The organism is Arthrobacter sp. CMU6 (assembly GCF_059090205.1).
Window position 1 is genome coordinate 81,399 of the sequence record NZ_JBNHFL010000006.1, and the last position, 24,326, is coordinate 105,724.

Here is a 24,326-nt window from a genome sequence, read left to right on the forward strand (position 1 = left end):
TTCACGGAACGCTACGGAGTCAGCGCCCGGATCGGGTCCTGCCGTTCACGGAACGCTACGGAGTCAGCGTCCTGATGGGGGAACCGTCCAGCCATGCCCTGACGTCCTCGAGTGCGCCGCCGAAGAACGCCCGGTAGCTGGCGTCGGTCACGTATCCAAGATGCGGGGTTAGCAGGGTCCGTGGGGCGTCAAGGAGGGGATGGGCGGCCGGCAGCGGTTCCTGGTCGAACACGTCGAGTGCCGCCCCGCGGATCCAGCCCTCATGCAGCGCGGTGACGAGCGCCTGCTGGTCCACCAGGGGGCCGCGGGCGGTATTTACCAGCACGCCGTCCGGGCCGAGCAGCCGCAGTTCGCGTTCACCGACTGTTCCCTCCGAACGGGGCGACAGCCGCAGATGCAGGGACACGACGTCGGACTCCCGGAACAACTCGTCTTTGCCGACCTTCCGTGCGCCTGCCGCCGTAGCGGCCTCCTCGGTCAGGTTCTGGCTCCAGGCCAGCACCTCCATACCGAAGGCCCGGCCGTAGCCGGCGATCCGCGTTCCGATCTTCCCGAGCCCCACAATTCCAAGGGTCCTGCCGGACAGTTCGAAGCCGACGCCAGTCTGCCACCGCCCGTCGCGCAATGCGGCTTCCTCCTGCGTCAGGTTCCGGGCAAACGCCAGCAGCAGTGCCCACGTCAGCTCGGGCGCGGCCGCGGGGGAGCCGCCCGTTCCAGAGACGGTGATCCCCAGCCGTGATGCTGCCACCACGTCGATCGAGGCGTTGGCCGCGCCCGTGGTGACCAGCAGTTTCAGCCGGGGCAGCTTTTCGAGGATGCGGCCGGGAAACGGCGTCCGCTCCCGCATGGCAATGATGATGTCGGCCTCCCGCAGCGCTTCCACAGCCTCCGATTCGGAGGCGAAGTGATGGTTGTACACGGTGACGGCGACGCCACGCTGCTCGAGGGAGCTCCAATCGGCAAAGCGGTGTGCCACACGCTGGTAATCATCGAGAATGGCGAGCTGGTGCATGCTGTCCTTCTGCTGGAAATGAGGCCTGGCCGGAAACAAAATCTGCGCTGAAGCCAAATACGGCTTAAACGAAAGAGGTAGGAACCCGCTGGTGTGCGGGCCCCTACCTCCTGAGGCTAGCTGGCCTTGACGGCGAGCACGGGACAGGATGCCTCCAGCAGGATCTGCTGGGCCGTGCTGCCCATGATCAGCTTCCCAACCGGGGTCCTCTTCCTGAGGCCGATCACGATGAGTTCGGCCCGGTATTTCTCCGCGGCATCCAGCACCTCGTTGGCTGCGTCGTTGCCGCGGACGGGCTGGAGCACCAAGTGGTCGATCCCTTCCTGCTCCAGCCGTTGCGTCACCTCGTTGATGTCCGCAGCCTGGGCGTACCGTTTGTCCACGATGGCATCTCCGCGGGAGGAGTTGATGATGACCAGCCGGCTTTGGCTCTTGTGTGCCTCAGTGATGGCGCGGTCCAGGGCTGCGGTCCCCTCAGCCGTGGGGACGTAGCCGACGATGATGCTCACGGGTTCTCCTGTCCGTGGTTGGCGTGGTTGGCGTGGTTGGCGTAGTTGGCTTCCGCGGCATCTGCGCGGCGGCGGCCGGCATCATCACGTCGCACAGCCGCAGGTGCCTCGACAGCGGGTGAAAGATACGAGCCGGCTGCGGGTTCCTCATCCGAGGGGCCATCGGCAGGTCCACCCGCCATGACAAGCCCGGCGTTCCGCGGCCGCAGGCGGCGCCAGAGCTTTGCGAGGAGCGGCCAGGCCAGAACCAGGGCCACGATGATGTAAACGACGACGGCGATCGGCTCGCTCCACAGGCCGGACACGTCGCCCGCGCTCAGTTGCAGGGTCTTCCGCAGCTGGCCTTCGGCACGAGGCCCAAGGATGAGGCCGAGGATCAGCGGCAGCACGGGCAGGCCGTAGCGGCGCATCAGGAAGCCGAGCGCGCCCAGGACCAGCAGGATCACCAGGTCGAAGGCCTGCAGGTTCACTGCGTAGGCGCCCAGCGTGGCGAAAAACAGGATGCCGGCGTACAGGTAGGGCCGGGGCAGCCGGAGCAGCTTGGCCCACACCGGTGCCAGGGGCAGGTTCACCAGAAGGAGCAGCAGGTTACCGATGAAGAGGCTGGCGATCAGCGCCCAGACAAGGGGTCCTTCATTGGCGAACAGGAGCGGTCCGGGCTGGATGCCGAACTGCACGAACGCTGCGAGCATGACGGCGGCCGTGGCGTTCGTCGGCAGGCCCAGCGCCAGCATCGGGGTCAGCGTGCCGGCCGCGGCGGCGTTGTTGGCAGCCTCGGGTCCGGCGACGCCTTCGATGGCGCCCTTGCCGAACTCCTCAGGGTGCTTGGACAGCCGCTTCTCGGTCACATAGGACAGGAAAGTAGGGATCTCGGCGCCGCCGGCGGGCAATGCCCCGAAGGGGAAACCCAGGGCGGTGCCGCGCAGCCACGGTTTCCAGGACCGCTTCCAGTCCTGCTTGCCCATCCACGGCCGGCCGACGGGAATGATCTGCAGTGGGGTACGGCGCAGGTGCGCCGCGACCCAGAGGGCCTCGCCGACGGCGAAGATCGCCACCGCGACAACGACGACGTCGAGGCCGTCGGCCAGCAGGGGCTGGCCGAAGGTGAGGCGACGCTGGCCTGTCACGGAGTCGATACCCACCAGGCCGATGGCCAGGCCGAGGCCGAGGGAAGCAAAGCCGCGCAGCCGTGAGGCACCCAGGACTGCAGTGACTGCCAGCAGCGCGAGCACCATGATGGCCAAGTAGCTCGGCGAACCGAGGCTGACGGCGAACTGGACGACGATCGGCGCGAAGACCACCAGGAGGGTGGTGCCGATGGTGCCGGCGACGAACGAGCCGATGGCCGCCGTCGCGAGGGCCTGGGCGGCCTTGCCGGCCTTGGCCATCCTGTTGCCTTCAATGGCCGTGATCACCGAGGACGATTCGCCGGGGGTGTTAAGCAGGATCGACGTTGTCGAGCCGCCGTACATGCCGCCGTAGTAGATGCCCGCGAACATGATGAAGGCGCTGGTCGGTTCCAGGACGGTTGTCACGGGAAGCAGCAGGGCCACGGTCATGGCCGGGCCGATGCCGGGCAGGACGCCGACGGCGGTGCCCAGCAGGACGCCGATGAACGCGTACAGGAGGTTCATGGGGGTCAGCGCCGTCGCGAACCCGTCCATGAGTGAGGACACGATGTCCATCTAGAGAATCCCTTCAAGGAGCCCGGCGGGAAGTCCGATGCCGAGGCCGAGGTAGAAGCCGTAGAAGGTCAGCAGGGCAAGCGCCAAGGAGATCAGTCCGTCACGGACGTAGTGGCGGCTTCCGAGCGCCCAGACGCTGCCCCAGAAGAGCACCGTTCCGGAGATGACCCAGCCGGCCCAGTCGATGAGCAGGATGTTGGCGATGAAGGCGCCGGCCAGCGGGAGGACGGTCTTCCAGTCGCTGGGGTGGGTCAGGTCGACGTCCTCGCCGGCCTCAGCCTCGCCGCGGCCGCCGCGCAAGACGTTCACGGCCAGCATCACGGCGCAAACCACCAGGAGTGCTCCCACGACGATGGGCAGGGTCTTGGGGCCCACCGGGTCTGACTGGGAGTAGGGCACAACCAGGCGCGTTGCGTCCAGGAGGACCAAGGCGCCGACCGCCCCGAGCAGGGCTGCGACGCCCAGCTCGGAGCGGCCTTTAAGGCGGGTGGACAGAGAGGTCACGCCAGGCCGAGCTTCGTCAGAACGTCGGCAACGCGCTTGTCCTGGTCGGTGAGGAAGGACTTGAATTCGTCGCCGGTGATGAAGGCATCGGTCCAGCCGCGCGTCTTCAGGGTCTCCTTCCAGGCTGCCGACTCATGCATCTTCTCCAGGGTGGCGATCAGGGCGTCGCGGTCGGCGTCGCTGACGCCGGGGGGAGCCACGATGCCGCGCCAGTTGGTGAACACCAGGTCGATGTTGGATTCCTTGAGCGTGGGGGCGTCAACGCCTTCCAGCCGCTTTTCGCCGCTGGTCGCCAGCACGCGGATGTCTCCGGACTTGATCTGCTGGATGTATTCGCCGGCTCCGGAAGCCGCGAAGCCGAGCTTGTTGCCGATGATGGCCGGGAGCAGGTCGCCGCCGCCGTCGTAGGAAACGAAGTTGACCTTCTTGGCGTCGATGCCTACGGCGCCTGCGAGCTGCATGGGCAGGAGGTGGTCCGGGCCGCCGGGCGACGAGCCGCCGCCGACGCTGACCTTGGACGGGTCCTTCTTCCAGGCGGTGACAAGATCGTCGATGGTCTTGTACGGGGAGTCCTTGGAGACCATGATGGCGCCGGGCTCTTCAATGAGCTTCGCCAGCGGGGTGGTGTCGGTCAGCTTGGACTCGGACTTGTTGGTGTAGCTGGCGCCGACGACGCCCAGGCCCATGAGCATGGCGAGGTCGCCGTTGCCTTTTTCGTTGACGATGCGGGCCAGGCCGACGGTGCCGCCGGCGCCGGCCAGGTTGAAGACCTCCGGGTTGGTGGCCAGCTTCTCGTCCTCGAGAACCTTCGCCGCGGCGCGGGCCGTGGTGTCGTAACCGCCGCCCGCGGTGTTCGGCACCATGATGCGAAGCCCGGTAAGGGGGGCGGTGCTGGCTCCGCTCGTGGAGGGGCCGGCGGCAGTCTTGCCGGTTGCTCCGCAGCCTGAGGCCATCAGGGCGATGCCTGCCGCCACTGCCGCAACGCGCAATGCGCTCAATCCGCGCATGTTGTTCCTCTTCTCGTTGAATCCGTTGATCGGGGGTGCTTCCGATGCTAGGGCCGAACGTGACGGGGCTCACTCTTGTGTAAGCAGAGAAAGTTAAGTTCATTTCGTTCACGTTTCCGCTGTCCAACAGGGCGGCAAACGAAGGGGTAGGCCCGGTACCGTGTCAGGTATAGTTCACCCCACCCACGGATCCACAGGAAGAACAGCAGCACATGACTCGACGGCGAGGAATGTCCCTTGCGGGGCAGTATCTTCGGCTGCAGCTCCTCATTGTGCTGGCTGTGCTGGTGGCCGTGGTGGCGATCTCCCTGGCACAGTCGGCTGCAGCCTTTGAAAGGGTCGAGGGCCGCCTTTCGCTTTCAGCAGCCGAGACGTTGGCGGCCAACCCTGCAGTCCGCAGCCTGCTGCCGGATGCCCAGCCCCAGGGCAACTCCGTGCTCCCCTCGGTGTCAGAGGCGGTGCGGACCATTTCGGGTTCGTCCCAGGTGGCGCTGGCCCGTGCCGACCGGACGGTGGTGACGTCGTCGGACCCGTCCCAGGAGGGCCGGAAGCTGGAACTCGGCGACAGCGCGGTGATGTCCGGGAGGGCCTGGACGGGTGTTGTTGGAACGGGGGCAGGGGAAGCGGTCGCCGCGCACGTGCCGGTACTGGACGACGCCGGGAAAATGGTCGGAATTGCCGTGGTTGGCAGGAACTACCCTTCCGTGCTGGAGCGGCTGGGCGATGCGGTTCCGAACCTGCTGACGTACCTGGGCGTGGCGAGTGTCCTGGGTGTGGCAGGCTCGCTCCTGCTGGCCCGCCGGGTCAAGCGCCAGACGCTGGGCATGGAGCCGGACGAGATCACAGGCCTGGTGGAGAACCGGGAGGCCATGCTGCACGGGCTCAAGGAGGGCGTGGTTGCACTGGACCCCCAGGAGCGGATCACGGTGGTCAACGACAGTGCGCGGAGCCTGCTGAACCTGCCGCACGACTGCGTGGGCAAGGACCTGGGCAGCCTTGCCGTGCCGGCGGCGCTGCGCGAGGTCCTCACTGAGGACCAGCCAGGCTCGGACCGGCTGGTGCTGGTGGGGGAGAAGCTGCTGGTCCTGAACCGGATGCCCATGCGCTCGCACGGACGCGTGATCGGCTCGGTCACCACCCTGCGCGACCGGACGGAACTGGCGTCGTTGGAGCGCGAGCTGGGTACGACGCGGACGGCCACCGACACCCTCCGGGCACAGGCACACGAGTTCGCCAACCAGCTGCACACGATCTCGGGCCTGATCCAGATCGGCGAGTATGACGCCGTCGTGCAGTTCGTCAACGGCACGACGTCGAACCGGACCCGCCTGAATGACGACGTGACCAGCAGGATCGAAGACCCCGCCCTCGCCGCCCTGCTCATTGCAAAGTCCAGTCTCGCCGCCGAGCGCGGGGTGTCCCTGCAGCTCGCAGAGGAATCCCGGCTGGGCAGGGTGGATGAGGAACTGTCCCGTGACCTGACCACTGTGGTGGGCAACCTGGTGGACAACGCCCTCGACGCCGTCACCAACACCGCCGAAGCGAAGGTCGAGGTGCTGATCGGAGAGGACGACGGCGGCGTCCGGGTTGACGTGCGGGACTCGGGACCGGGGGTCCCGGTGGAGGTCATGGACGACATTTTCCGGCAGGGGTTCAGTACCAAGAACTCGCCCGACGGCGGCCGCGGCTATGGCCTGGCGCTCGCCAAGGTGGTCTGTCAGCGGCGGGGCGGGCGGCTCACGGTGCAGAACGACCACGGTGCGGTGTTTACGGCACTGCTGATGCGCAGAACTGCTGACGCGTAAGGGAGAGCAGCTTTGATCAAGGTACTTATCGTCGACGACGACTTCATGGTGGCCAAAGTCCACGCCGGCTTTATCCAGCGAACGCCGGGTTTCGCCGTCGTCGGGGTGGCGCACACGGGCGCGCAGGCGGTGCTGGAGACCGCACGGCTGCAGCCGGACCTGGTGCTGCTGGACATCCACCTGCCCGACGTCAACGGACTGGACCTGATGCACCAGCTGCGGGATGTGGCGCCCGAACTGGACGTGCTGGTCATCAGTGCTGCGCGCGAGGTGGAGACCGTGCGGAAGGCGCTTCGCGGCGGGATCGTCCACTACCTGATCAAGCCTTTTTCGCAGACCGACCTGCAGGAGCGGCTGGAGCACTACCGCAACACCTACCAGAGCCTCGACTCGTCCAAGGACGTGGCGGAGCAGTCGGACGTCAACCGCGTGTTCGGGCTCGAACGCGCGGACCGTCCCCTGCCGAAGGGCTGCAGTGCCGAGACGCTCCAGGTGGTGGAGAAGGCGCTGCGCGCCGCGGGGGCCGACGTGTCGGCAGCGGAACTGGCCATTGAGGTGGGGACGTCACGCGTCAGCGCGCGGCGCTATCTGGAGTACCTCAACGATGAGGGGCTGGTAGACGTGACACTCAAGTACGGCGTCGGACGTCCCGAACGGCGGTATGTCTGGAAGACGGGGTGAGCGGCGCTCTCACCAGGGCGCACGCTTGTCAGGGCCGCGCCCTGACGGCCTCGATGCCCTGCAGCGCGCTGACGGTGACGGCGTCAACGTCAGCCGTCCCGTCCACGCTTACCAGCAGCGCGCGCCGGCCGTAGCGCTCGATGACGGGCTCCGTTTCCTGCCGGTACAGCTCCAGCCGGTGGCGGATAACATCCTCAGTGTCATCGCTGCGACCCTCCGCCTCGGAGCGGAGCAGCAGCCGCCGGACGATCTCGTCGTCATGGGCGGTAATTTCCACCACGGCGTCGAGTCTGGTCCCTGCCGCGTCCAAGAGGCTGTCTAGGTCGTCCATCTGGCTCACGTTGCGCGGATAGCCGTCCAGCAGGAAGCCGTTCCGCGCGTCCCGTTCCTGCAGCCGCTCCCGCAGCATGGCGGTGGTGAGGTTATCCGGAACAAGGTTGCCGGCGTCGAGGAATTCCTTGATTTCCCGGCCCAGGGCGGAGCCGTTGGCCAGATGGCTGCGGAACATGTCTCCGGTGGAGATCTCGGGGATGTGCAGCTGTCCGCTGAGCCGGTGCGCCTGGGTGCCTTTGCCCGAGCCGGGCGGGCCGATGAGCAGGATGCGGGTCATGCTTTTGGTCCGATCTGCCGAGAAAGCACGCTACGGCCCATTGTTCCCCCCGCCTCCTCCCGCCGCAATGGACCGCAATGGATCGGTGCCCAGCTGCCCCGTTGTTCGCTGCTCCGAGGTGTCCTGCCGGGGTCATCACACCTGGTCAGATGCCAGCGGCGCGTTCCTCCAGGAGCTCCCGGGTGCGCTGGTTCCTGGCCAGTCCGGCGGCCGCCACGAATTCGGAGCGCGCCTCCGCGGTCCGCCCAAGCCGGACCAGCAGTTCCCCGCGGACGCTGGGCAGCAGGTGCGTTCCGCGCAGGGCCCCTCCGGCGGCGAGGCCGTCCACGATGGCCAGCGCGGCCGCCGGTCCGGTGGCCATGGACACCGCCACGGCCCTGTTCAGTTCCACCACGGGACTGGGAGCGATCCTGCCCAGCGCCTCGTAGAGCAGGACGATGCGCTGCCAGTCAGTGTCCTCGACGCTAGGCGCCATGGAGTGGCATTCGGCGATCGCGGCCTGCAGCGCGTAGTTGCCGCGGCCCCGGCCCAGCCCGTCGCAGCGGCGCAGGGCGGCCTGGCCCCGGCCAATCTGGGCACGGTCCCACCGGGTCCGGTCCTGGTCCGCCAGCAGGATCGGAGACCCGTCGGGAGCGGTCCGGGCGGGGAATCGGGACGCCTGGAACTCCATCAGGGCCACCAGCCCGTGGGCCTCCGGTTCGCTGGGGACCAGCCCGGCCAGGATGCGCCCGATCCGCAGGGCCTCGTGGGCCAGGTCTGGCCTGATCCACACATCTCCCGTGGTGGCGGCGTACCCTTCGGTGAACATCAGATAGACGACGCCGAGGACTGCTCCCAGCCGGGCGCCCCACTCGTTGGGCTCGGGAACCTCAAATGGCACCCGGGCCGCCGCCAGCGTTTTCTTGGCCCGCACGATGCGCTGCTGCACGGTGGCGACGGGAACGAGGAACAGCCTTGCGATCTCCTCGGTGGTGAGGCCGCCCACCACGCGCAGCGTCAGCGCCATCTGGGCCTCCCGGGAGAGGACCGGGTGGCAGGCGGCGAACACGAGCCTGAGCACGTCGTCCTCCAGCGGAACCCAGGCCACGCCGTCGTCGTCTTCCAAGTCCCGGGCCATGGCCCGGTACCGCTCCTCCAGCCGCTCGGACCGGCGCCACGCGTCGATGGCCTTGCGCTTGGCGACGGCGGTGAGCCAGGCGGCAGGATTGTCCGGCGTCCCGGATTCCGGCCATTGAGCCAGGGCCTCGGCCAAGGCTTCCTGGGCCAGATCCTCCGCGAAGCCAACGTCTCGGGTGGCACGGGCGAGGGCGGCGACGATGCGGGCACCGTCGATGCGCCACAGGGCATCAACGCGGCGCCGGACCGCAGCCGCAGCCTCCTCCATCGCCGCCCCTCCGTTCACAGCCCTTTCGTTCACCGCCCGCTCCGTCCCCGTCAGGTCTTCCCGGCTCCGTCAGCGGTCCGTCAGCCGGCTCAAGGCTGGTTCAGCTCCTGGCGCCACACTGCTTCCTTCTTGATGTACTCGTTGTCCGCAAAGTCGGCGAAGTCGTCGGCCTCGGCAATCCGGCGGACCTCAAGCTTCGATCCGGGACCAAGCGGGCAGCGGCTGGCCCACTCCTTCGCCTCCTCTTTGGAGGCCACCTGGACAATCCAAAAGCCGTTGAACAGCTCGTGCGTTTCGCCGTAGGGGCCGTCCGTCACCACGGGCGGTTCTTCGGAGAAATCGACCACGAAGGCCGAGCCCTCGGACAGGTCGGTCAGGCCTTCACCGGCGAGCATGACGCCCGCCTTGATGAGCTGTTCGTTGTAGGCGCCCATCTGGTTGAGGATCTCCTCGAACGGAACCTGCTTCGATGCCTCGATGGCTTCGTCCGTGGCGCGCATGATGAACATGTACTTCATGGTTCTCTCCTTGCCTTGACGTGGACGCTGTGTGCGTCCGTCTACTATTCCGTCGAACAGGTTTTGCGGAAATCGACAGGCAGCCACGAATTTTTTGCGGGCGGGCCTGTGCGGAGCGGGCGGGGTCAGGGAAGCCACATGCAGCTCTCGGTGCAGGCGGCGGTTCAGGCGGTGCCGAAGGGGTTGTCGATGGCGAACTTCCATCCCTCGCGTCCCTTGCGCAGGACGTCTGCCGTTGTGCCGTGGAGGTCCACGCTGCTGCCGTCTGCCGCCGTGCCCTTAATGGCCCATTCGGCTATGGCGAGGGCAATATCGCCGAGGATGTAGACGTGGCGCGTAGTCATCCTCATGGGCAGCCCCGCCTGCAGGAATCCCATCATCGCGTTGACGCTGTCTTCGCCCGTCGTGGGCACGCCGGGCTGGGGAACAAACACCGCATCCGGCTCGAAGAATTCCAGCATTCCGTCGACGTCCCTGGCATTAAAGCGCGCGGCCCACGCCATGTGGATGGCATGCGGATCCGTAATTCCCACGGTGCCCTCCCCAGGACTCCTTCGCTCTGAGGTGGGCAATCTATCAGCAGCCGGGTGTGGACGCCAGAGGCAAACTGCACGTTGCCGGAGGCGCCTAGCCGCGCCGGCGGACCTCGATCTGGCCGTCGTTAACGCGGGCTTCGTAACTTGGCTGGGGGGTGGTTGCCGGCCCCCTGACTATGTGGCCGTCCCCGAGCCGGAACGTGCTGCCGTGCCAGGGGCAGGTGACGCAGCCCTCCGCGACTGTTCCCTCCTCGAGCGGCCCTCCCATGTGGCTGCACACGCTGTCCAGAGCCAGGATCCCGGCCCCGGAGCGGTACAGCAGGACCGAGATTTTGCCCGCGTCCACTTTTCGGTGCTCCCCGTCTCCGAGTTCGGACTCGGCCAGGACGGGCGTCCACTCCCGCGGGCCTGTCCTGCCTGCGGTCTTGTTGACGTTGACCGCATTGCTGAAGCTGAGGTGGCCGCCGAGGAAGCCGCCGAACATCAGTACACCGAAGCCGGCCAGCCCAAGGGCCTTTCCGATGCTCCGGCTGCCGGAGGCCCGGGCAACGGCAGAGGACGAGAACAGGCAGAGCGCCGATCCGTTGGCAACCGCGTGGACCAGGCCCACCCGCCGTGACTTTCCCTGCGTGTCGGACCAGTCGTTGAGGCCGGCGGCTGCGGTTGGGACCGCCGTTGCTATCCCGACGGCGATCAGGATGTCCGCGGCTTGCTCGGAAGCGGGCCCTCCCGCGGTGTCCAGGACAGTTGCCATGGTCCAGGCCCCGATGGGGAAATCCGTCAGGACGGGATGCAGCGGATGGCCAAGTGACGAGCCGCTGAGGGCGTTGCGGACCGGCCGCGGCTGCACTGCTTTACCAACGGCCTTGGAGATGGTGGAAGCCACCCCGTCCAGCCGGTCGAAGTGTTCAATGGCATCAATCAACTCATGCAACGGGTTCACGGCGGACTCCTTGGGCCTGGCGGTCAGGACAGGTGGTGCACCAAAGTGTGCATCCGCCGTCGCCCCGGTGACAAGGTGCCTGCAGACTGGACTCCGGTAACGTACTTTCACATGCCGCTGTCATTGCTCCGAATATCCCGCGACCCCGCCGCCCCCGTTTCCGAGGGGCTGGTCAGGCCGGTCATGGCGGGCATAGTGACGGCGCTTGTCGGCTTCACCTCGACCTTCGCCGTGATTCTCTCCGGCCTCCGTGCCGTGGGGGCAAATTCGCAGCAGGCATCGAGCGGCCTGCTGGCTCTTTGCTTGGTGGTGGGCGCGGGCGTTGTGCTCCTCGCCTGGCGGAGCCGGCTTCCGGTAACACTCGCCTGGTCGACGCCGGGGGCCGCCCTGCTGGCCGTCGCCGGCGTTCCCGACGGCGGGTGGGCCGCCGCCGTCGGCGCCTTTCTGGTGACCGGGGTTCTGATCGCTGTGACGGGGATGGTCCGCCCTTTGGGCAGGCTCATCAGCAGCATCCCGACGCCCTTGGCGCAGGCCATGCTGGCGGGGGTTCTGCTGCCCTTGTGCCTCGCCCCCGTGAAGGCGCTGCAGACCGCTCCGCTCCTGGTGGTTCCGGTGCTGCTGTGCTGGCTGGTGCTGTCACGGTTCGCGCCCCGCTGGTCGGTGCCCGGCGCGCTGGCCGTGGCGCTCGCGGGCATCGTGGTCCAGGTGGTTGCTGACGGACGGGCTGTGCCGGCGGACGGTCTGCTGCCGGTGATGGAGTGGACCACGCCTTCGTGGTCACTGGGCGCCGTGGCGGGCATCGCACTGCCGCTGTACATCGTCACCATGGCATCCCAGAACGTTCCCGGAGTGGCGGTCCTGGGGTCCTTCGGTTACCGGGCGCCATGGCGTGCCTCCATGCTGGTCACCGGTGCCGGCACGTTGGTGGCTGCGCCGTTCGGCGGCCACGCCATCAACCTTGCCGCTCTCAGCGCCGCTTTGGCCGCCGGGGAGGAAGCAGGCGCCGACCGAAGCCGGCGCTGGGTGGCAGGCTTTGTCTCCGGGCTGGCCTACCTCCTTCTGGGAGGCTTCTCCGCCGGGCTGGCCGCGCTGGTGGCTGCGGCTCCGCCGGGCGTGCTGGAAGCCGTCGCCGGACTCGCCCTGCTGGGCACGCTCGCAAGCTCAGCCGCCTCGGCGCTGGCGGAAGCCGGCGAACGGACGGGCGCCGTCGTGACCTTCCTCGTGGCCGCATCAGGGCTGAGTTTCATGGGTATCGGCGCGGCGTTCTGGGCCCTCCTGGCAGGGCTTCTGGTCCGGGAGGTCCTCAAGGACCGGAACAAGCCGCCGGGCAAGGCAGCGGGTTAATTGCCGGCAGCCCGCTGTGTTCTGTGTTCGGCAGCCGGGTAGACGCCAAGGATCCATACCTCGGTAGTGAAGAAGTCCAACTCCTCCAGCGCAAGCTTCAGCGGCAGGTCCTCGGGGTGCCCCTCGACATCCGCCATGAACATGGTTGCGGCAAACTCGTTGCCCACCATGTAGCTTTCGAGCCGGGTCATGTTGACGCCGTTCGTGGCGAAGCCGCCCAAGGCCTTGTAGAGCGCGGAGGGGACGTTCCGCACACGGAACACGAAGCTCGTGACTGCCGGTCCGGGCAGGGTTTTCCGGGCCGGCAATTCCGTCTCCCTGGCAAGGACTACAAAACGTGTGGTGTTGGAGGGGTCGTCCTCCACCGCGGAAGCCAGAACCTCAAGGCCGTAGAGCTCGGCGGCCAGCGGCGGCGCCAGGGACAGCTTGGTGGGATCGTTCCACTCGCGCACCTCACGGGCCGACCCTGCGGTATCGCCGGCGATCACAGGTTTGAGGCCGGCCTCACGAATCAGCTTCCGGCACTGGCCCAGGGCGTGAATGTGGCTGTGGACCTCGGTAGCCCCCTCGATGGTGCTGCCGGGGATGCCGAGCAGGTCGAAGTGGATGGGCAGGAAAAACTCTCCCACGATCTGCAGGCCCGAGTGTGGCAGCAGCAGGTGGATGTCCGCCACCCGGCCGGCGATGGAGTTTTCGATCGGGATCATGGCCAGATCCGTCTCGCCGCTGGACACCAGCTCGAAAGCGTCCTCGAAGCTGGCGCAGGGAATGCTCTTCAGGCCGGGGTACATCTGCTTGCAGGCTATATCTGAGTTGGCGCCGGGCTCACCCTGGAACGCAATTTTCTGGGCCATGCTCCGTATGATGTCACGCCCGGCGCCGCCTCACCCAAATGGTGGTGTCACCTCTTCGCGTAGTCGGAGAACCCTTGCCAGTCGATCACCACGCAGGCTTCATCGCCCACGGTCCAAGCATCATGTCCGGGCGGGATGATCCCGAAATCGCCGGGCCCGAACTCGATCTCCTCGCCGTCATCCATGACGACCTTCATCCGGCCGGAGACGAAGTATCCCATGTGGGCGGCCTGGCAACTGTCCGTCTTGGCGATCGGTTTGACATGCTCTGACCACCGCCAGCCTGGCTCGAACGTGGCCCGGCCGACGGCGCCACGCTCCATATTGACCAGTTGGAGCTGGCCCTTGCCGTCCTCGAACGGCCGGGTCTCCTCCGGGGAATCGAAACTCATGCGGATTGGGCCTGGCATCTTAACCTCCTGTGGTGGACATTCCTGATTCGGGGATGAAAGCCCTGGAATGCAGATACGGCTGCCTGTTATGGCACTTTGTAGGCCCGGGTCGCAGGGATGTCAAGGACTGAAAAGTCCGCTCAGACATCGGGGTCACGGACGTGGGCGCACTGGTCGAGCAACCCGCGGAGGGTCCTCAGGGCGGCGAGGGCCCGGCGGCTCACCATGGCGGGAGAAATGCCGAACTGCACTGCCACCTCGGCCACCGTGAGCCGACCGTAGTGCAGGGCCAGCAGGACGTCCCGTTGCTCCAGATCGAGCATCATCAGGGCCTCGCTGACGCGGGAGTCCGCCGGCTCGCTTTGGGCATTGACCATGGAGACAGGCTGGCGCGGTGGCCTTTGGGATTCCTGACGGCGCGCACCCCAAAACTGGGCGGCCCGGCCGCTGCAGCCCTTCTCCCGGACGCCGGGTATCAGGCGCCGCGTGGGCACCGCCCCTTCGGTGTGGGCGGCCGCCTACTGGGCGGCGTCAAACCCGGCGAGCAGACGGCGCGAGGCGGTTTGCATGTGTGAGCGCATCGTCGCGGTGACGGCGGCGGGGTCATGGGCTTCCAGTGCGGTGAAGATTTCGCGGTGTTCCTTGAGCGCTGCGGCGGCGTGGCCTTCGTCGGTCAGGGCGCGGTCAACCCAGATGCGAAGCAGTGAGCGGATGCTTTGGAGCAGTTCGCGGAGTACCTGGTTGCCCGAGCTGACAGCGATCTCGCGGTGGAAGGCGGCGTCTGCCTCGACGAACGCGGCCAGGTCGTCGAGGTTGTCTTCCATGGCCTGCAGATTGCCCCGCATGCGGTCCAGCGCTGCATCGTTGATGCGCTCGGCGGCCAGCTGCGCTGCCTGCACCTCGAGCCCGCTCCGGAGCTCCACCAGCTCTCGGGTGCGGGGAGCGCCCAGCATGAGGCCCCAGCTCAGCGTGCGGGGCAGCAGTTCCGAGATGCCGTCCCGCAGGTACGTTCCCGATCCCGGCCTGACAATCACGATGCCCAAGATCTCCAGGGCCGCCAGGGCTTCGCGGACGGCTGAGCGTCCCACGCCAAGGGACGCGGCAAGTGTCCGCTCAGCCGGAAGCCGGGTTCCGACCGCTATGTCCCCACTGGTGAAGTAGGCCAGCAGGCGTTCCGCGACCTCGGATACCACCGACCCCTGTTCCATGGAGCCAAGGGCGGCGCTGATCTTGGCCGTAGCGGCTGCGGAGTTCTCGGACATCTTCAAAGCGTAGCAACCGGCTGACCAATCTCCGGAGAAAAGGGACGTAAACAGATAAATTCGTCAACCGGTTGACCAATTTGTCCTTCCGGCCGTATGGTTGATCTCACAACGCGTAGCCAATGCCGGTCTCCTTCCGGCGGACGGCATTGAGACAAAACCCCCAAGCATCCAGAGCAGGACGCGCCCGGGGCTACCAACATCTAGGAGTCAACGTGGACACCACACAATCGGTGGTCGAAAGATCTGCAATCAGGAAAGTGGCAATCCGGCTGGTGCCGTTTGTCGCTTTGATGTTCTTCATCAACTACCTGGACCGCACGGCCATCTCCTTTGCCGGCCCCAACGGCATGAACACGGACCTCGCCCTCTCCGCGGCGCAGTTCGGCTTCGCGTCCGGTGTCTTCTTCATCGGCTACATCCTGCTCGAGGTTCCCAGCAACCTGGCCCTGCACAAGTTCGGCGCCCGGCGCTGGCTTGCCCGCATCATGGTCAGCTGGGGCATCGTCTCGCTCCTGTTCACCTGGGTGGGCAACGTTGAGCAGCTCTACATCCTGCGCTTCATCCTCGGTGTGGCCGAGGCCGGCTTCTTCCCGGGCGCCATCCTCTTCCTGAGCCTCTGGGTCCCGGCCCGGCACCGCAGCAAGATCCTTGCCCTGTTCTACCTGGCCCAGCCCCTGACCACCGTCATCGGTGCCCCGTTGGCCGGCCTCCTCATCCAGCAGCACGGCCTCTTCGGACTCGCAGGCTGGCGCGTCATGTTCTTCGGCGTCGCACTCCCTGCGATCATCATCGGCGTCATCGCGTGGTTCTACCTGGCCGATTCCCCGGCCAAGGCCAAGTGGCTGACGGCCGAGGAGAAGACCTGGCTGACCGGTGCCCTGGAGAAGGAAAAGAAGGAAACCGCCGCCAGCAACAAGCACGTCAGCGTCCGCACCGTCTTCGGCAACGGCCGCGTCTGGATGCTGGCCGCCATCTACTTTGGCTTCATCTACGGCCTCTACGCCCTCGGGTTCTTCCTGCCCACCATCATCGCGGGCTTCGAAGGCATCTACGGCACCAAGTTCGATGTTTTCCAGAAGGGCCTCATCACCGCGATTCCGTACCTGCCGGCAGCTTTCGCCCTGTACTTCTGGTCCAAGGACGCCACCAAGCGGGGCGTCAAGACCTGGCACATCGCCATCCCTGCCCTCATCGGCGGACTGAGCATCCCGCTGGCCCTGTTCGCGGGGTCACCGGCCGCCACGATCGCCGTCATCACCATCACAGCGATGTCGATCTTCGCCGCACTCCCCAACTTCTGGACCGTTCCCACGCAGTTCCTCACCGGCGCAGCAGCCGCTGCCGGCATCGCGCTGATCAACACGGTGGGCAACCTGGCCGGCTTCAGTGCCGGCTACATCACCGGCTGGCTGAAGGACTGGACCGGCGGCTACACAGTGCCCATGTTCGTCGTCGGTGGCTTCATGCTCCTGTCCTGCATCCTCATGGTGGCACTGAGCCGCGCCGGCAAGGTCAGCGAAGGTGTGCCTGCCGAGGCGCTTGACCCCGCGGGCGCCGGACACCACTCGGAGCCCTAGCCCCCAACCCCAACCGGTGGTCGAGCCTGTCGAGACCAGATATCGACAGGCTCAATCACCGGTCCGACAAGACCCGCCCCACACCCGTACCGACTTCCGCTAGTTAGGCCCAGGAGCTCCCAATGACCCGCCTGTTCAATGAACCCGCAGCGTTCGCTGATGAGATGATCGAGGGCTTTGTTGCCTCCCACGGCCGGTGGGTGCGGCGCGTTTCCGGCGGCGTGGCCCGCAGCACGAAGAGCACCCCGGATACCGTGGCACTGGTGATCGGCGGCGGCTCCGGGCACTATCCGGCGTTCGCCGGCCTCGTGGGCCAGGGCCTGGCCCACGGCGCCGCGATGGGCAACCTCTTTGCCTCACCCTCGGCGCAGCAGGTCTACGGCGTCGCCAAGGCCGCCAACAACGGCGCGGGCGTCCTGCTGGGCTACGGCAACTACGCCGGCGACGTCCTGCACTTCACCCAGGCCCAGGAGCGCCTCCGCCGTGAGGGCATCGACTGCCGCAGCATCGCCGTTACGGACGACGTCTCTTCCGCTCCGCTGGAGGAACGCCACAAGCGGCGCGGCATCGCCGGCGACCTGACGGTCTTCAAGGTCGCGGCCGCCGCAGCCGAGGCCGGCTACAGCATGGACCGCATCGTCGAAATCGCCGAACGCGCCAACGACCGCACCCGCTCCGTCGGCGTCGCATTCACCGGCTGCACCCTCCCCGGGGCCGAGAAGCCGCTGTTCACCGTCCCCGAGGGGCGGATGGCCGTGGGCATGGGCATCCACGGCGAGCCGGGCATCGATGAAACGGACATCCCGACGGCGGATGAACTCGCCGAACTGCTCGTGGGCAAGCTGCTCACCGAGGTACCGGAGGGCCTTCAGGTCCGGGGGGCACGCGTGGTCCCGATCCTCAACGGCCTCGGCAGCGTCAAGTACGAGGAACTGTTCGTGGTCTACCGCCGCGTCGCGCAGCTCCTCGCCGAGGCCGGCCTGGAAGCTGTTGACCCGCAGGTGGGCGAGCTGGTCACCAGCTTCGACATGGGCGGCACCTCGCTGACCGTGTTCTGGCTCGACGAGGAACTCGAAACCCTCTGGAACGCACCTGCCGACGCCCCGGCCTTCCGCCGCGGCGCCGTCACGGCCGCCGCCCTGAACGCCGACGAGATGTCCGCGGAAGCGGCAGAGGATGTGGCGATCCCGGAAGCCACGAACGAATCGCGGGCAGCCGCAGTCCGCGTCCTGGCCGCCCTCGCCGCCGCCAAGGACATCATCGACGCGAACGTCGAGGAACTGGGCCGCATCGATGCAATCGCCGGCGACGGCGACCACGGTATCGGCATGGAGCGCGGTGTCAGGGCAGCGGTCGAGGCCGCAACAGACGCCGTCGAACGCGGTGCCGGAGCGGCCAGCACCCTGCACCGGGCCGCCGACGCCTGGGCCGACCGGGCCGGCGGCACCTCCGGTGCGCTCTGGGGCATGGCCCTGCGGGCAGTCGGGGACGCGGTCGGGGACAGCAGCACGCCCGACGCCGGCGCTGTCGCCGCCGGGGTGGCGGAGGCCGCCGCCTCGATCATGGGCTTTGGCAAGGCCAAGGTGGGCGACAAGACCCTCGTGGACGTGCTGGTTCCGTTCCGCGACGCCCTGGCCGACGCCGTCGGCTCCGGGCAGTCCCTCACCGACGCCTGGGGCGCGGCAGCCACCGTGGCCCAGCAGGCCGCGGAGGAAACCGCCAACCTGCTGCCCCTCATGGGCAGGGCACGCCCGCACGCCGAGAAGAGCCTGGGCACCCCGGACGCCGGAGCCGTATCCATGGCGCTGATCGTCCGCGCAATCCACAACACCTTCGCCGAGGCGAAAGCTGCAGCAACCACCACTAAGGAGAACGCATGAGCGCCAAACTGCGCCTGGTCGTCGGTTCCGACGACGCCGGATTCGAGTACAAGGAAGCCCTGAAGGCGGACCTGGAGGCCAGTGAGCTGGTCGAGTCCGTGCAGGACGTCGGAGTGGATGCCACCAGCCACACCCCGTACCCGTCCGTGGCCATCGCCGCCGCCGAACTCATCGCCGCCGGCAAGGCCGACCGCGCCCTGCTGGTCTGCGGCACGGGCCTCGGCGTCGCGATCGCCGCGAACAAGGTCCCCGGCGTCCGCGCCGTCACCGCGCACGACAGCTTCTCCGTTGAGCGCTCCATCCTGAGCAACAACGCCCAGGTCCTCACCTTCGGCCAGCGCGTCGTGGGCCTGGAACTCGCCCGCCGCCTCGCCAAGGAATGGCTGACCTACACCTTTGACGAGTCCTCGGCCTCCGCCGAGAAAGTCACCCTGATTAAGGACTACGAAGGTGTCACTTCCTGCTAACCCCTCCACCGCCGGCGGCAGTGCACGCGCTTCGTCCGGCTCCGCGCAGCCAAAGGCCATCATCGGCGTCAGCCTGAAGATGTACTTCGGCTACGAGCGCACCCTGGACTGGTGCCGGGACGTGGCCGAGATCGCCTCGGCCCACCCGGCCGTCCGCAGCGGCGATATCGAACTGTTCGCCCTGCCGGCCCATCCGGTGCTGCCCGAGTGCGCGCGGATCCTGTCCGCCGCCGGGGCGGCTGCAGGCGCCCAGGACATTTTCTGGGAGGACGAAGGAGCATTCACCGGCGAGGTCAGCGGCAAGATGGTGGCCGAAACCGGCGGCCGGTACGCCGAGGTGGGCCACGCCGAGCGGCGCCGCATCTTCGGCGAGGACGACGACGTAATCGGGCTGAAGACCGCGGCCGCCTACCGCAACGGCCTCACCCCGGTGCTGTGCGTGGGTGAACCCGTCAGCGGCACCGCGGCAGATGCCATCAAGCACTGCATCCGTGAAATCGACGGCGTCCTGAACCGTGCCGGAAGCCTCGGCAGCACCGGGCGCACCATCGTGGCGTACGAGCCGCAGTGGGCCATCGGTGCAGCCGAACCGGCCTCGCCGGAGTTCATCAGCGAAGTCATCACCGGACTGGACGCCCACCTGCGCAGCCGCCCGGGCCAGGAAGACAGCCGGGTTATTTACGGCGGCAGTGCCGGTCCAGGCCTCATCAGCCAGCTCGGCCCCGCCGTCAACGGACTGTTCCTGGGACGCTTCGCCCACAACCCGGCCGCGGTTCGGGACATCCTGGACGAGGCCGCACAGCGGCTCGGCCTGGAGTCCGCACTGCTGGAACCAGTTGGGGGAGGGGCATGAGCGCCGCGGGTGGCCAGGGTTCACGGATCGGCTTGAGCAGCTACGCGTTCTTCTGGCAGCTTTCGGACCGGGTTTCCCGTCCGCTGAGCATCCACGAGGCGCTGGAGCGGACCGCGGCGCTGGGCGTGGACCTGTTCCAGATCTGCGACTACGCACCGCTGGAAACCATGGGCGACGAGGAACTGCGGGCCGTGCGGGCCACCGCCGACTCGCTCGGAATCAGCCTGGAGGTGGGCACCAAGGGCATCCGCCCGGAGCACCTGCGCCGGTTCCTGCACATCGCCAGGATCCTTGGCGCGCCGCTGCTGCGGACCATGTTCAACACGCCGGGCCACACCCCGACGGCGGACGAGGCGGTGGAGATCTTCACCGAGGTCCTGCCCGAGTTCAAGGCAGCCGGAGTGCGGATCGCAGTGGAGACCTACGAGCAGGTCCCCACTTCCCGGATCCTGGAGGTCGTGGAGCGCGTCGGAAGCCTGTACCTGGGCGTGTGCAGCGACCCCGCCAATACCGTGGCGGCCCTGGAGTCGCCGCGCGAGGTGATTGACGCCATCGCACCCCACGTCCTGAACATGCACATCAAAGACTTTGCGTTCAGCCGCAAGGAGGGGTGGGTCGGGTTCACATACTCCGGCGCGCCGCTCGGCGAAGGCCTTCTGGACTACGACTACATGGCCCGGAAGCTTCAGCCCAAAGAAAGAAACATCAACCAGATCGTCGAACACTGGCTGCCGTGGCAGGACTCCGAGGACGAAACCATCCGCCTCGAAAACCAGTGGACCAAGCAAAGCCTCGATTTCCTAAGGAGCAAATGAAATGTCTGCAGAACAGTTGACCGTCGCCGTTATCGGAGCCGGAGGCAAGATGGGAATGCGCGTTTCCCGGAACCTCCAGAAGTCCAGCCACACCGTGTTCTACTCCGAGAATTCACCCGCCGGCCAGGACCGCGTCCGCGCCGAAGGCCGGGAAATCACCGCCACCGACGAAGCCGTCAAGGGCGCCGACGTCGTAATCCTCGCCGTTCCGGACACCGTCCTGGGCGTCGTGTCCCAGGGTGTGGTCCCGCAGATGAAGTCCGGCGCCATCCTCCTCACGCTCGACCCGGCCGCCGCCTACGCCGGCCTGCTCGCCCAGCGCGAGGACGTCGTCCAGGCCGTGGCCCACCCCTGCCACCCCTCCGTGTTCCTGGAGCGCACCACCAAGGAAGAGTGGGCCGACACCTTCGGCGGCGAGGGCGCTCCGCAGAACGTCGTCGCAGCGATCGACGAGGACGCCACGGAGGCCACCAAGGCTGCCGCCGAGGCCACCATCCGCGTCATTTACGCCCCCGTGATCGACGTCCACTGGGTCACCGTGAAGCAGCTCGCCATCCTCGAGCCCACCCTCGTGGAGACCGTGGCCTGCATGATCGGCACCCTGCTCAACGAGGCGCTGCACGAGACCGTCCACACCGCCGGCGTGCCCGAGGAAGCCGCCAAGGCCATGCTGTTCGGCCACGTGCAGATCGCACTGACCAACGCCCTGCGCGGCTCCAACCCGTTCTCGGAGGCCTGCGAAATCGCCATCCAGTACGGCAAGGACACCATCATCAAGGATGACTGGAAGAAGATCTTCGACGACTCCGAGCTCGACAGCGTCATCGCCAAGATGCTGAAGCTGGACGCCGTCAAGCGCTAAGGCAGCGCGCCAAAAACCCGGCCTAATCGGCAATGGGTCCGTCCCCTGGGGCGGACCCATTGCCGTTTAAGCGCTGATGCCAAAGTAAGCGCTGATGCCAAAGATTTCCGGCCGGTAAAATCTTTCCCGGACCATCCGATGTCGGGCGCGTGCCGCTCTCGTTTGACTTGAACAGCGCCGGATTTTCCTACCGGCTCTGTGGGCCTGAGGCTCCGGGGACGAGCTCTTAGTGGGCTGCCCAGGCTTTATGCAAACGAATGGATTAGTTCCCAAGTTTTCGCTTCATGTCCGGCCTGACCTCGTGTTTCTTCTCACGGCAGGCACCCTTGCGGCCTCCATCGGGGCGTCAATAGCGTGGATCAGGACCCTTCGAACGAGCTAAGGACTGATATGCCCTCGCCAGCCGCCATGGATCCAGGCCCCATCCACCCCGGCAGGAGCCGGATACCACTCCTGGCACGCCTGACATCCGGCCTCCGCTGGGACCTTCCTGCATCCCTCGTGGTGTTCCTCGTTGCCGTCCCGCTGTCGCTCGGCATCGCCGCGGCGTCGGGCGCTCCGGTCATGGCCGGGCTGATCGCGGCTGCTGTCGGCGGCATCGTGGCCGGCAGCCTGGGCGGCGCACCGCTGCAGGTCAGCGGCCCCGCAGCCGGCCTGACGGTCATCGTGGCCGGCCTCATAGAACAGTTCGGCTGGCCCGTCACCTGCGCCATCACCGTAGCGGCCGGGGTCCTGCAGGTGCTGCTGGGGATGGCGCGGGTGGGACGCGTGGCGCTGGCCATCGCACCCGTGGTGGTGCATGCCATGCTCGCCGGCATCGGCATCATCATCGTCCTGCAGCAGCTGCATGTGATACTCGGCGCCGAAGCGGGCGAGGCTGCACTGCATAACATCCTGGCCCTGCCGGACAGCCTCGCAGCCGTCGACCCGCAGGCCGCCTTCCTGGGGGCTGTGGTCATCGCACTGCTCGCCGGATGGAAGCACATGCCGGCCGCAATCCGCCGGGTGCCCGGTCCGCTCGTTGCCGTTGTGGCAGCGACGCTGCTGTCGCTGCCGTTCAATTCCGACGTCGACCGGATCACCTTCGACGGGTCGCTGCTGGACGCCCTCTCCCTTCCGCACCTGCCGCAGGGGGAGTGGACCGCCATCGCGGTGGGCGTCGTGACCATCGCACTGGTGGCCAGCGTCGAGTCGCTGCTGTCCGCCGTCGCCGTCGACAAGATGCACCACGGCCAGCGGACGGATTTCAACCGCGAGCTTCTCGGCCAGGGCGCCGCCAACGTGACGTCGGGCATGCTGGGCGGGCTTCCCGTCACCGGTGTGATCGTCCGCAGCGCCACCAACCTTGACGCCGGTGCTCGGACCCGCAAATCCGCCATCCTTCACGGCATCTGGGTCCTCGTCTGTTCGCTGCTGCTGGCGGGAGTCATCCAGCTGGTACCCCAGGCCGTGCTTGCCGGGCTGCTCATCATGATCGGGATCCGGCTCGTGAAGGTGGCTGATTTCCAGACGGCGCGTGTCACCGGTGACCTGGCCGTCTACGCCGCCACGCTGCTCACGGTGGTGTTCGTCAACCTTCTCGCCGGGGTGCTGATCGGCCTCGCCCTGGCCGTGCTGCTGGTCGTATGGCGCGTGGTCCGGGCCAGCATCCACGCCGAGCCCCTCGCCGGAGCAGCTGAAGGCCGCTGGCGGGTGGTCATCGACGGGTCCTGCACGTTCCTGTCGCTTCCCCGCCTGAGCAAGGTGCTGGCCGCGGTGCCGCCGGCGGCCCACGTCACGGTGGAGCTCGACGTCGACTACCTGGACCACCCGGTCCACGACACCCTGGAGGCCTGGCGCGTCCGGCACGTCAACAACGGCGGCAGCGTCGATATTGAAGAAACCGGCACCGCCACCCTGCATGCCGCCCAGGCGGGAACCCCCGCACGCGGGTCATCACGCTCCGCACTGCGCGGCGGCTTCGCCCCGTGGCGGAGCTGGCAGCGGCACAGCGCACCGCTGGCCGCAGGGGCAGCCGGGCATGTCCCGGCCCCGGTCCGCTCGGTGCTCAACGGGGTGGACAGCTACCACCGCCGGCACGCCCACCTGCTGCGGCCGCACGTCCAGGAGCTGTCCGCCTTCCAGGATCCCGACACGCTGTTCATCACCTGCGCCGACTCCCGGCTGGTGCCCAACCTGATCACCAGCAGCGGCCCGGGTGACCTGTTCACGGTCAGGAACGTGGGCAACGTGGTGGGAAGCGACCGCCTCGAACCGTCGGTCGAGGCATCGCTGAAGTTCGCCCTCGACGAGCTGTCTGTCACCTCGGTGGTGGTCTGCGGCCACTCCAGCTGCGGCGCCATGACGGCCCTGCTCGCCGGACCTTCCGGGGACAAGAGTCCGGAAGGCCGGGAGGAACGTTGCCCCGTGGAGTCCTGGCTGGACCACGGCCGGCCGAGCCTGGAGTCATTCCACGCGGGCCATCCCGTCCAGGTTGCCGCGGAGCAGGCCGGGTACGGAGCGGTGGACCAGCTGGCCATGGTCAACGTTGCCGTCCAGCTCGAGCGGCTGCAGCGGCACGCCACCCTGCAGGACGCCGTCCGGAACGGTGACGTCCATGTGACCGGCCTGTTCTATGACATCGCCACGGCCCGGGTCCTGCAGATCACGCCCACCGGCATCAGCCACCTGGATCCGCTGCCGCGGGCGGAGGAGCTGTCGCCGGCCTGACGGGAGCTAAGCCAGATCTGAACAGAGTGCGCAGTCCGGCGGCTAATCAGCGAAAGGCCGTCGGACTGCGTACCGCTGCGTAGGGGCGAGTGCTGCGGCCGGCAAAGACGGGTA

At 67.4% G+C, this 24,326-nt stretch carries 24 protein-coding genes; 10 read left to right on the top strand and 14 right to left on the bottom strand.

The window, feature by feature from the left end; translation table 11 throughout:
- Positions 1-55 precede the first annotated feature (55 nt).
- From AC5RWD_RS05970 to AC5RWD_RS05990, 5 genes are all read right to left on the bottom strand, one after another.
- On the bottom strand, positions 56-1,012 hold the full coding sequence (locus AC5RWD_RS05970) for a D-2-hydroxyacid dehydrogenase family protein (RefSeq protein ID WP_494019131.1): 957 nt from the start codon (positions 1,010-1,012) through the stop codon (positions 56-58).
- A gap of 116 nt (positions 1,013-1,128) precedes the next feature.
- On the bottom strand, positions 1,129-1,521 hold the full coding sequence (locus AC5RWD_RS05975; RefSeq protein ID WP_494019132.1) for a universal stress protein: 393 nt from the start codon (positions 1,519-1,521) through the stop codon (positions 1,129-1,131).
- A complete protein-coding gene (locus AC5RWD_RS05980; protein WP_494019133.1) occupies positions 1,518-3,206 on the bottom strand; it encodes a tripartite tricarboxylate transporter permease in 1,689 nt (562 codons plus the stop codon). Before AC5RWD_RS05980 ends, AC5RWD_RS05975 begins: the two co-directional genes overlap by 4 nt.
- Complete coding sequence (locus AC5RWD_RS05985) at positions 3,207-3,710, bottom strand: tripartite tricarboxylate transporter TctB family protein (protein WP_494019134.1); 504 nt, start codon at positions 3,708-3,710, stop codon at positions 3,207-3,209. It lies immediately after the preceding gene.
- On the bottom strand, positions 3,707-4,717 hold the full coding sequence (locus AC5RWD_RS05990; protein WP_307105596.1) for a Bug family tripartite tricarboxylate transporter substrate binding protein: 1,011 nt from the start codon (positions 4,715-4,717) through the stop codon (positions 3,707-3,709). Before AC5RWD_RS05990 ends, AC5RWD_RS05985 begins: the two co-directional genes overlap by 4 nt.
- 230 nt (positions 4,718-4,947) lie before the next feature.
- Between AC5RWD_RS05990 and AC5RWD_RS05995 the strand changes: the two genes are divergently transcribed.
- The gene (locus tag AC5RWD_RS05995; RefSeq protein ID WP_494019209.1) at positions 4,948-6,522 is read left to right on the top strand and encodes a sensor histidine kinase; all 1,575 of its coding nucleotides are present in this window, start codon (positions 4,948-4,950) and stop codon (positions 6,520-6,522) included.
- 12 nt (positions 6,523-6,534) lie between these two features.
- Entirely contained in the window at positions 6,535-7,203 is a 669-nt protein-coding gene (locus AC5RWD_RS06000; RefSeq protein WP_494019135.1) for a response regulator, read from the top strand.
- A gap of 28 nt (positions 7,204-7,231) precedes the next feature.
- Here the strand turns inward: AC5RWD_RS06000 and AC5RWD_RS06005 are convergent, their stop codons facing one another.
- The 5 genes from AC5RWD_RS06005 to AC5RWD_RS06025 all read right to left on the bottom strand — a co-directional run bounded on the left by AC5RWD_RS06005 (position 7,232) and on the right by AC5RWD_RS06025 (position 11,194).
- Positions 7,232-7,813 (bottom strand): adenylate kinase, encoded by a 582-nt coding sequence (locus AC5RWD_RS06005; RefSeq protein WP_494019136.1) that lies wholly within the window; start codon positions 7,811-7,813, stop codon positions 7,232-7,234.
- 145 nt (positions 7,814-7,958) lie between these two features.
- Complete coding sequence (locus AC5RWD_RS06010; RefSeq protein WP_494019210.1) at positions 7,959-9,197, bottom strand: RNA polymerase sigma factor; 1,239 nt, start codon at positions 9,195-9,197, stop codon at positions 7,959-7,961.
- Positions 9,198-9,286: 89 nt separating this feature from the next.
- A complete protein-coding gene (locus AC5RWD_RS06015) occupies positions 9,287-9,715 on the bottom strand; it encodes a YciI family protein (protein ID WP_076799765.1) in 429 nt (142 codons plus the stop codon).
- A gap of 164 nt (positions 9,716-9,879) precedes the next feature.
- Positions 9,880-10,248, bottom strand: coding sequence for a YybH family protein (locus AC5RWD_RS06020; protein ID WP_494019137.1), 369 nt, complete (start codon positions 10,246-10,248; stop codon positions 9,880-9,882).
- A gap of 94 nt (positions 10,249-10,342) precedes the next feature.
- Positions 10,343-11,194: a Rieske (2Fe-2S) protein gene (locus tag AC5RWD_RS06025; RefSeq protein WP_494019138.1), complete on the bottom strand. Its 852-nt coding sequence runs from the start codon at positions 11,192-11,194 to the stop codon at positions 10,343-10,345.
- 183 nt (positions 11,195-11,377) lie between these two features.
- Here AC5RWD_RS06025 and AC5RWD_RS06030 point away from each other — a divergent pair, with 183 nt between their 5' ends.
- Positions 11,378-12,538 (top strand): benzoate/H(+) symporter BenE family transporter, encoded by a 1,161-nt coding sequence (locus AC5RWD_RS06030; protein ID WP_494019211.1) that lies wholly within the window; start codon positions 11,378-11,380, stop codon positions 12,536-12,538.
- Here AC5RWD_RS06030 and AC5RWD_RS06035 read toward each other — a convergent pair.
- The 4 genes from AC5RWD_RS06035 to AC5RWD_RS06050 form a co-directional block, all read right to left on the bottom strand.
- Positions 12,535-13,392 carry a prephenate dehydratase gene (locus AC5RWD_RS06035; protein WP_494019139.1) on the bottom strand — a complete coding sequence of 286 codons (858 nt, stop codon included), beginning with the start codon at positions 13,390-13,392 and terminating at the stop codon, positions 12,535-12,537. The two genes, AC5RWD_RS06030 and AC5RWD_RS06035, sit on opposite strands and share 4 nt — an antisense overlap.
- A gap of 47 nt (positions 13,393-13,439) precedes the next feature.
- Positions 13,440-13,802 carry a cupin domain-containing protein gene (locus tag AC5RWD_RS06040; RefSeq protein ID WP_494019140.1) on the bottom strand — a complete coding sequence of 121 codons (363 nt, stop codon included), beginning with the start codon at positions 13,800-13,802 and terminating at the stop codon, positions 13,440-13,442.
- A 122-nt stretch (positions 13,803-13,924) separates the two neighbouring features.
- Complete coding sequence (locus AC5RWD_RS06045) at positions 13,925-14,161, bottom strand: RNA polymerase sigma factor (RefSeq protein ID WP_494019141.1); 237 nt, start codon at positions 14,159-14,161, stop codon at positions 13,925-13,927.
- 141 nt (positions 14,162-14,302) lie between these two features.
- Entirely contained in the window at positions 14,303-15,046 is a 744-nt protein-coding gene (locus AC5RWD_RS06050) for a FadR/GntR family transcriptional regulator (protein ID WP_494019142.1), read from the bottom strand.
- A gap of 215 nt (positions 15,047-15,261) precedes the next feature.
- On the opposite strand from AC5RWD_RS06050, the gene AC5RWD_RS06055 reads away from it, so the two are divergent.
- The 7 genes from AC5RWD_RS06055 (at position 15,262) to AC5RWD_RS06085 (ending at position 24,212) form a co-directional block, all read left to right on the top strand.
- The gene (locus AC5RWD_RS06055) at positions 15,262-16,626 is read left to right on the top strand and encodes an MFS transporter (protein ID WP_494019143.1); all 1,365 of its coding nucleotides are present in this window, start codon (positions 15,262-15,264) and stop codon (positions 16,624-16,626) included.
- Positions 16,627-16,748: 122 nt separating this feature from the next.
- Positions 16,749-18,506 carry a dihydroxyacetone kinase family protein gene (locus tag AC5RWD_RS06060; protein ID WP_494019144.1) on the top strand — a complete coding sequence of 586 codons (1,758 nt, stop codon included), beginning with the start codon at positions 16,749-16,751 and terminating at the stop codon, positions 18,504-18,506.
- Positions 18,503-18,973, top strand: a complete 471-nt coding sequence (locus AC5RWD_RS06065) for a ribose-5-phosphate isomerase (RefSeq protein WP_306926423.1) — start codon at positions 18,503-18,505, stop codon at positions 18,971-18,973. Before AC5RWD_RS06060 ends, AC5RWD_RS06065 begins: the two co-directional genes overlap by 4 nt.
- On the top strand, positions 18,957-19,826 hold the full coding sequence (locus tag AC5RWD_RS06070) for a triose-phosphate isomerase family protein (RefSeq protein WP_494019145.1): 870 nt from the start codon (positions 18,957-18,959) through the stop codon (positions 19,824-19,826). The genes AC5RWD_RS06065 and AC5RWD_RS06070 overlap by 17 nt, the downstream gene beginning before the upstream one ends.
- Positions 19,823-20,641, top strand: coding sequence for a sugar phosphate isomerase/epimerase family protein (locus AC5RWD_RS06075; RefSeq protein ID WP_494019146.1), 819 nt, complete (start codon positions 19,823-19,825; stop codon positions 20,639-20,641). The genes AC5RWD_RS06070 and AC5RWD_RS06075 overlap by 4 nt, the downstream gene beginning before the upstream one ends.
- Position 20,642: 1 nt before the next feature.
- Positions 20,643-21,503 carry a phosphogluconate dehydrogenase C-terminal domain-containing protein gene (locus AC5RWD_RS06080; protein ID WP_494019147.1) on the top strand — a complete coding sequence of 287 codons (861 nt, stop codon included), beginning with the start codon at positions 20,643-20,645 and terminating at the stop codon, positions 21,501-21,503.
- A gap of 390 nt (positions 21,504-21,893) precedes the next feature.
- Positions 21,894-24,212 carry a SulP family inorganic anion transporter gene (locus AC5RWD_RS06085; protein WP_494019148.1) on the top strand — a complete coding sequence of 773 codons (2,319 nt, stop codon included), beginning with the start codon at positions 21,894-21,896 and terminating at the stop codon, positions 24,210-24,212.
- The last annotated feature ends 114 nt before the right edge of the window (positions 24,213-24,326 follow it).

Coding starts and splice junctions, on each gene's coding strand:
- AC5RWD_RS05970 (WP_494019131.1), bottom strand. CDS start 1,012: ATGCACCAGCTCGCCATTCTCGATGATTACCAGCGTGTGGCACACCGC.
- AC5RWD_RS05980 (WP_494019133.1), bottom strand. CDS start 3,206: ATGGACATCGTGTCCTCACTCATGGACGGGTTCGCGACGGCGCTGACC.
- AC5RWD_RS05990 (WP_307105596.1), bottom strand. CDS start 4,717: ATGCGCGGATTGAGCGCATTGCGCGTTGCGGCAGTGGCGGCAGGCATC.
- AC5RWD_RS05995 (WP_494019209.1), top strand. CDS start 4,948: ATGTCCCTTGCGGGGCAGTATCTTCGGCTGCAGCTCCTCATTGTGCTG.
- AC5RWD_RS06005 (WP_494019136.1), bottom strand. CDS start 7,813: ATGACCCGCATCCTGCTCATCGGCCCGCCCGGCTCGGGCAAAGGCACC.
- AC5RWD_RS06010 (WP_494019210.1), bottom strand. CDS start 9,197: ATGGAGGAGGCTGCGGCTGCGGTCCGGCGCCGCGTTGATGCCCTGTGG.
- AC5RWD_RS06015 (WP_076799765.1), bottom strand. CDS start 9,715: ATGAAGTACATGTTCATCATGCGCGCCACGGACGAAGCCATCGAGGCA.
- AC5RWD_RS06030 (WP_494019211.1), top strand. CDS start 11,378: ATGGCGGGCATAGTGACGGCGCTTGTCGGCTTCACCTCGACCTTCGCC.
- AC5RWD_RS06035 (WP_494019139.1), bottom strand. CDS start 13,392: ATGGCCCAGAAAATTGCGTTCCAGGGTGAGCCCGGCGCCAACTCAGAT.
- AC5RWD_RS06040 (WP_494019140.1), bottom strand. CDS start 13,802: ATGCCAGGCCCAATCCGCATGAGTTTCGATTCCCCGGAGGAGACCCGG.
- AC5RWD_RS06045 (WP_494019141.1), bottom strand. CDS start 14,161: ATGGTCAATGCCCAAAGCGAGCCGGCGGACTCCCGCGTCAGCGAGGCC.
- AC5RWD_RS06050 (WP_494019142.1), bottom strand. CDS start 15,046: ATGTCCGAGAACTCCGCAGCCGCTACGGCCAAGATCAGCGCCGCCCTT.
- AC5RWD_RS06060 (WP_494019144.1), top strand. CDS start 16,749: ATGACCCGCCTGTTCAATGAACCCGCAGCGTTCGCTGATGAGATGATC.
- AC5RWD_RS06065 (WP_306926423.1), top strand. CDS start 18,503: ATGAGCGCCAAACTGCGCCTGGTCGTCGGTTCCGACGACGCCGGATTC.
- AC5RWD_RS06075 (WP_494019146.1), top strand. CDS start 19,823: ATGAGCGCCGCGGGTGGCCAGGGTTCACGGATCGGCTTGAGCAGCTAC.
- AC5RWD_RS06080 (WP_494019147.1), top strand. CDS start 20,643: ATGTCTGCAGAACAGTTGACCGTCGCCGTTATCGGAGCCGGAGGCAAG.
- AC5RWD_RS06085 (WP_494019148.1), top strand. CDS start 21,894: ATGCCCTCGCCAGCCGCCATGGATCCAGGCCCCATCCACCCCGGCAGG.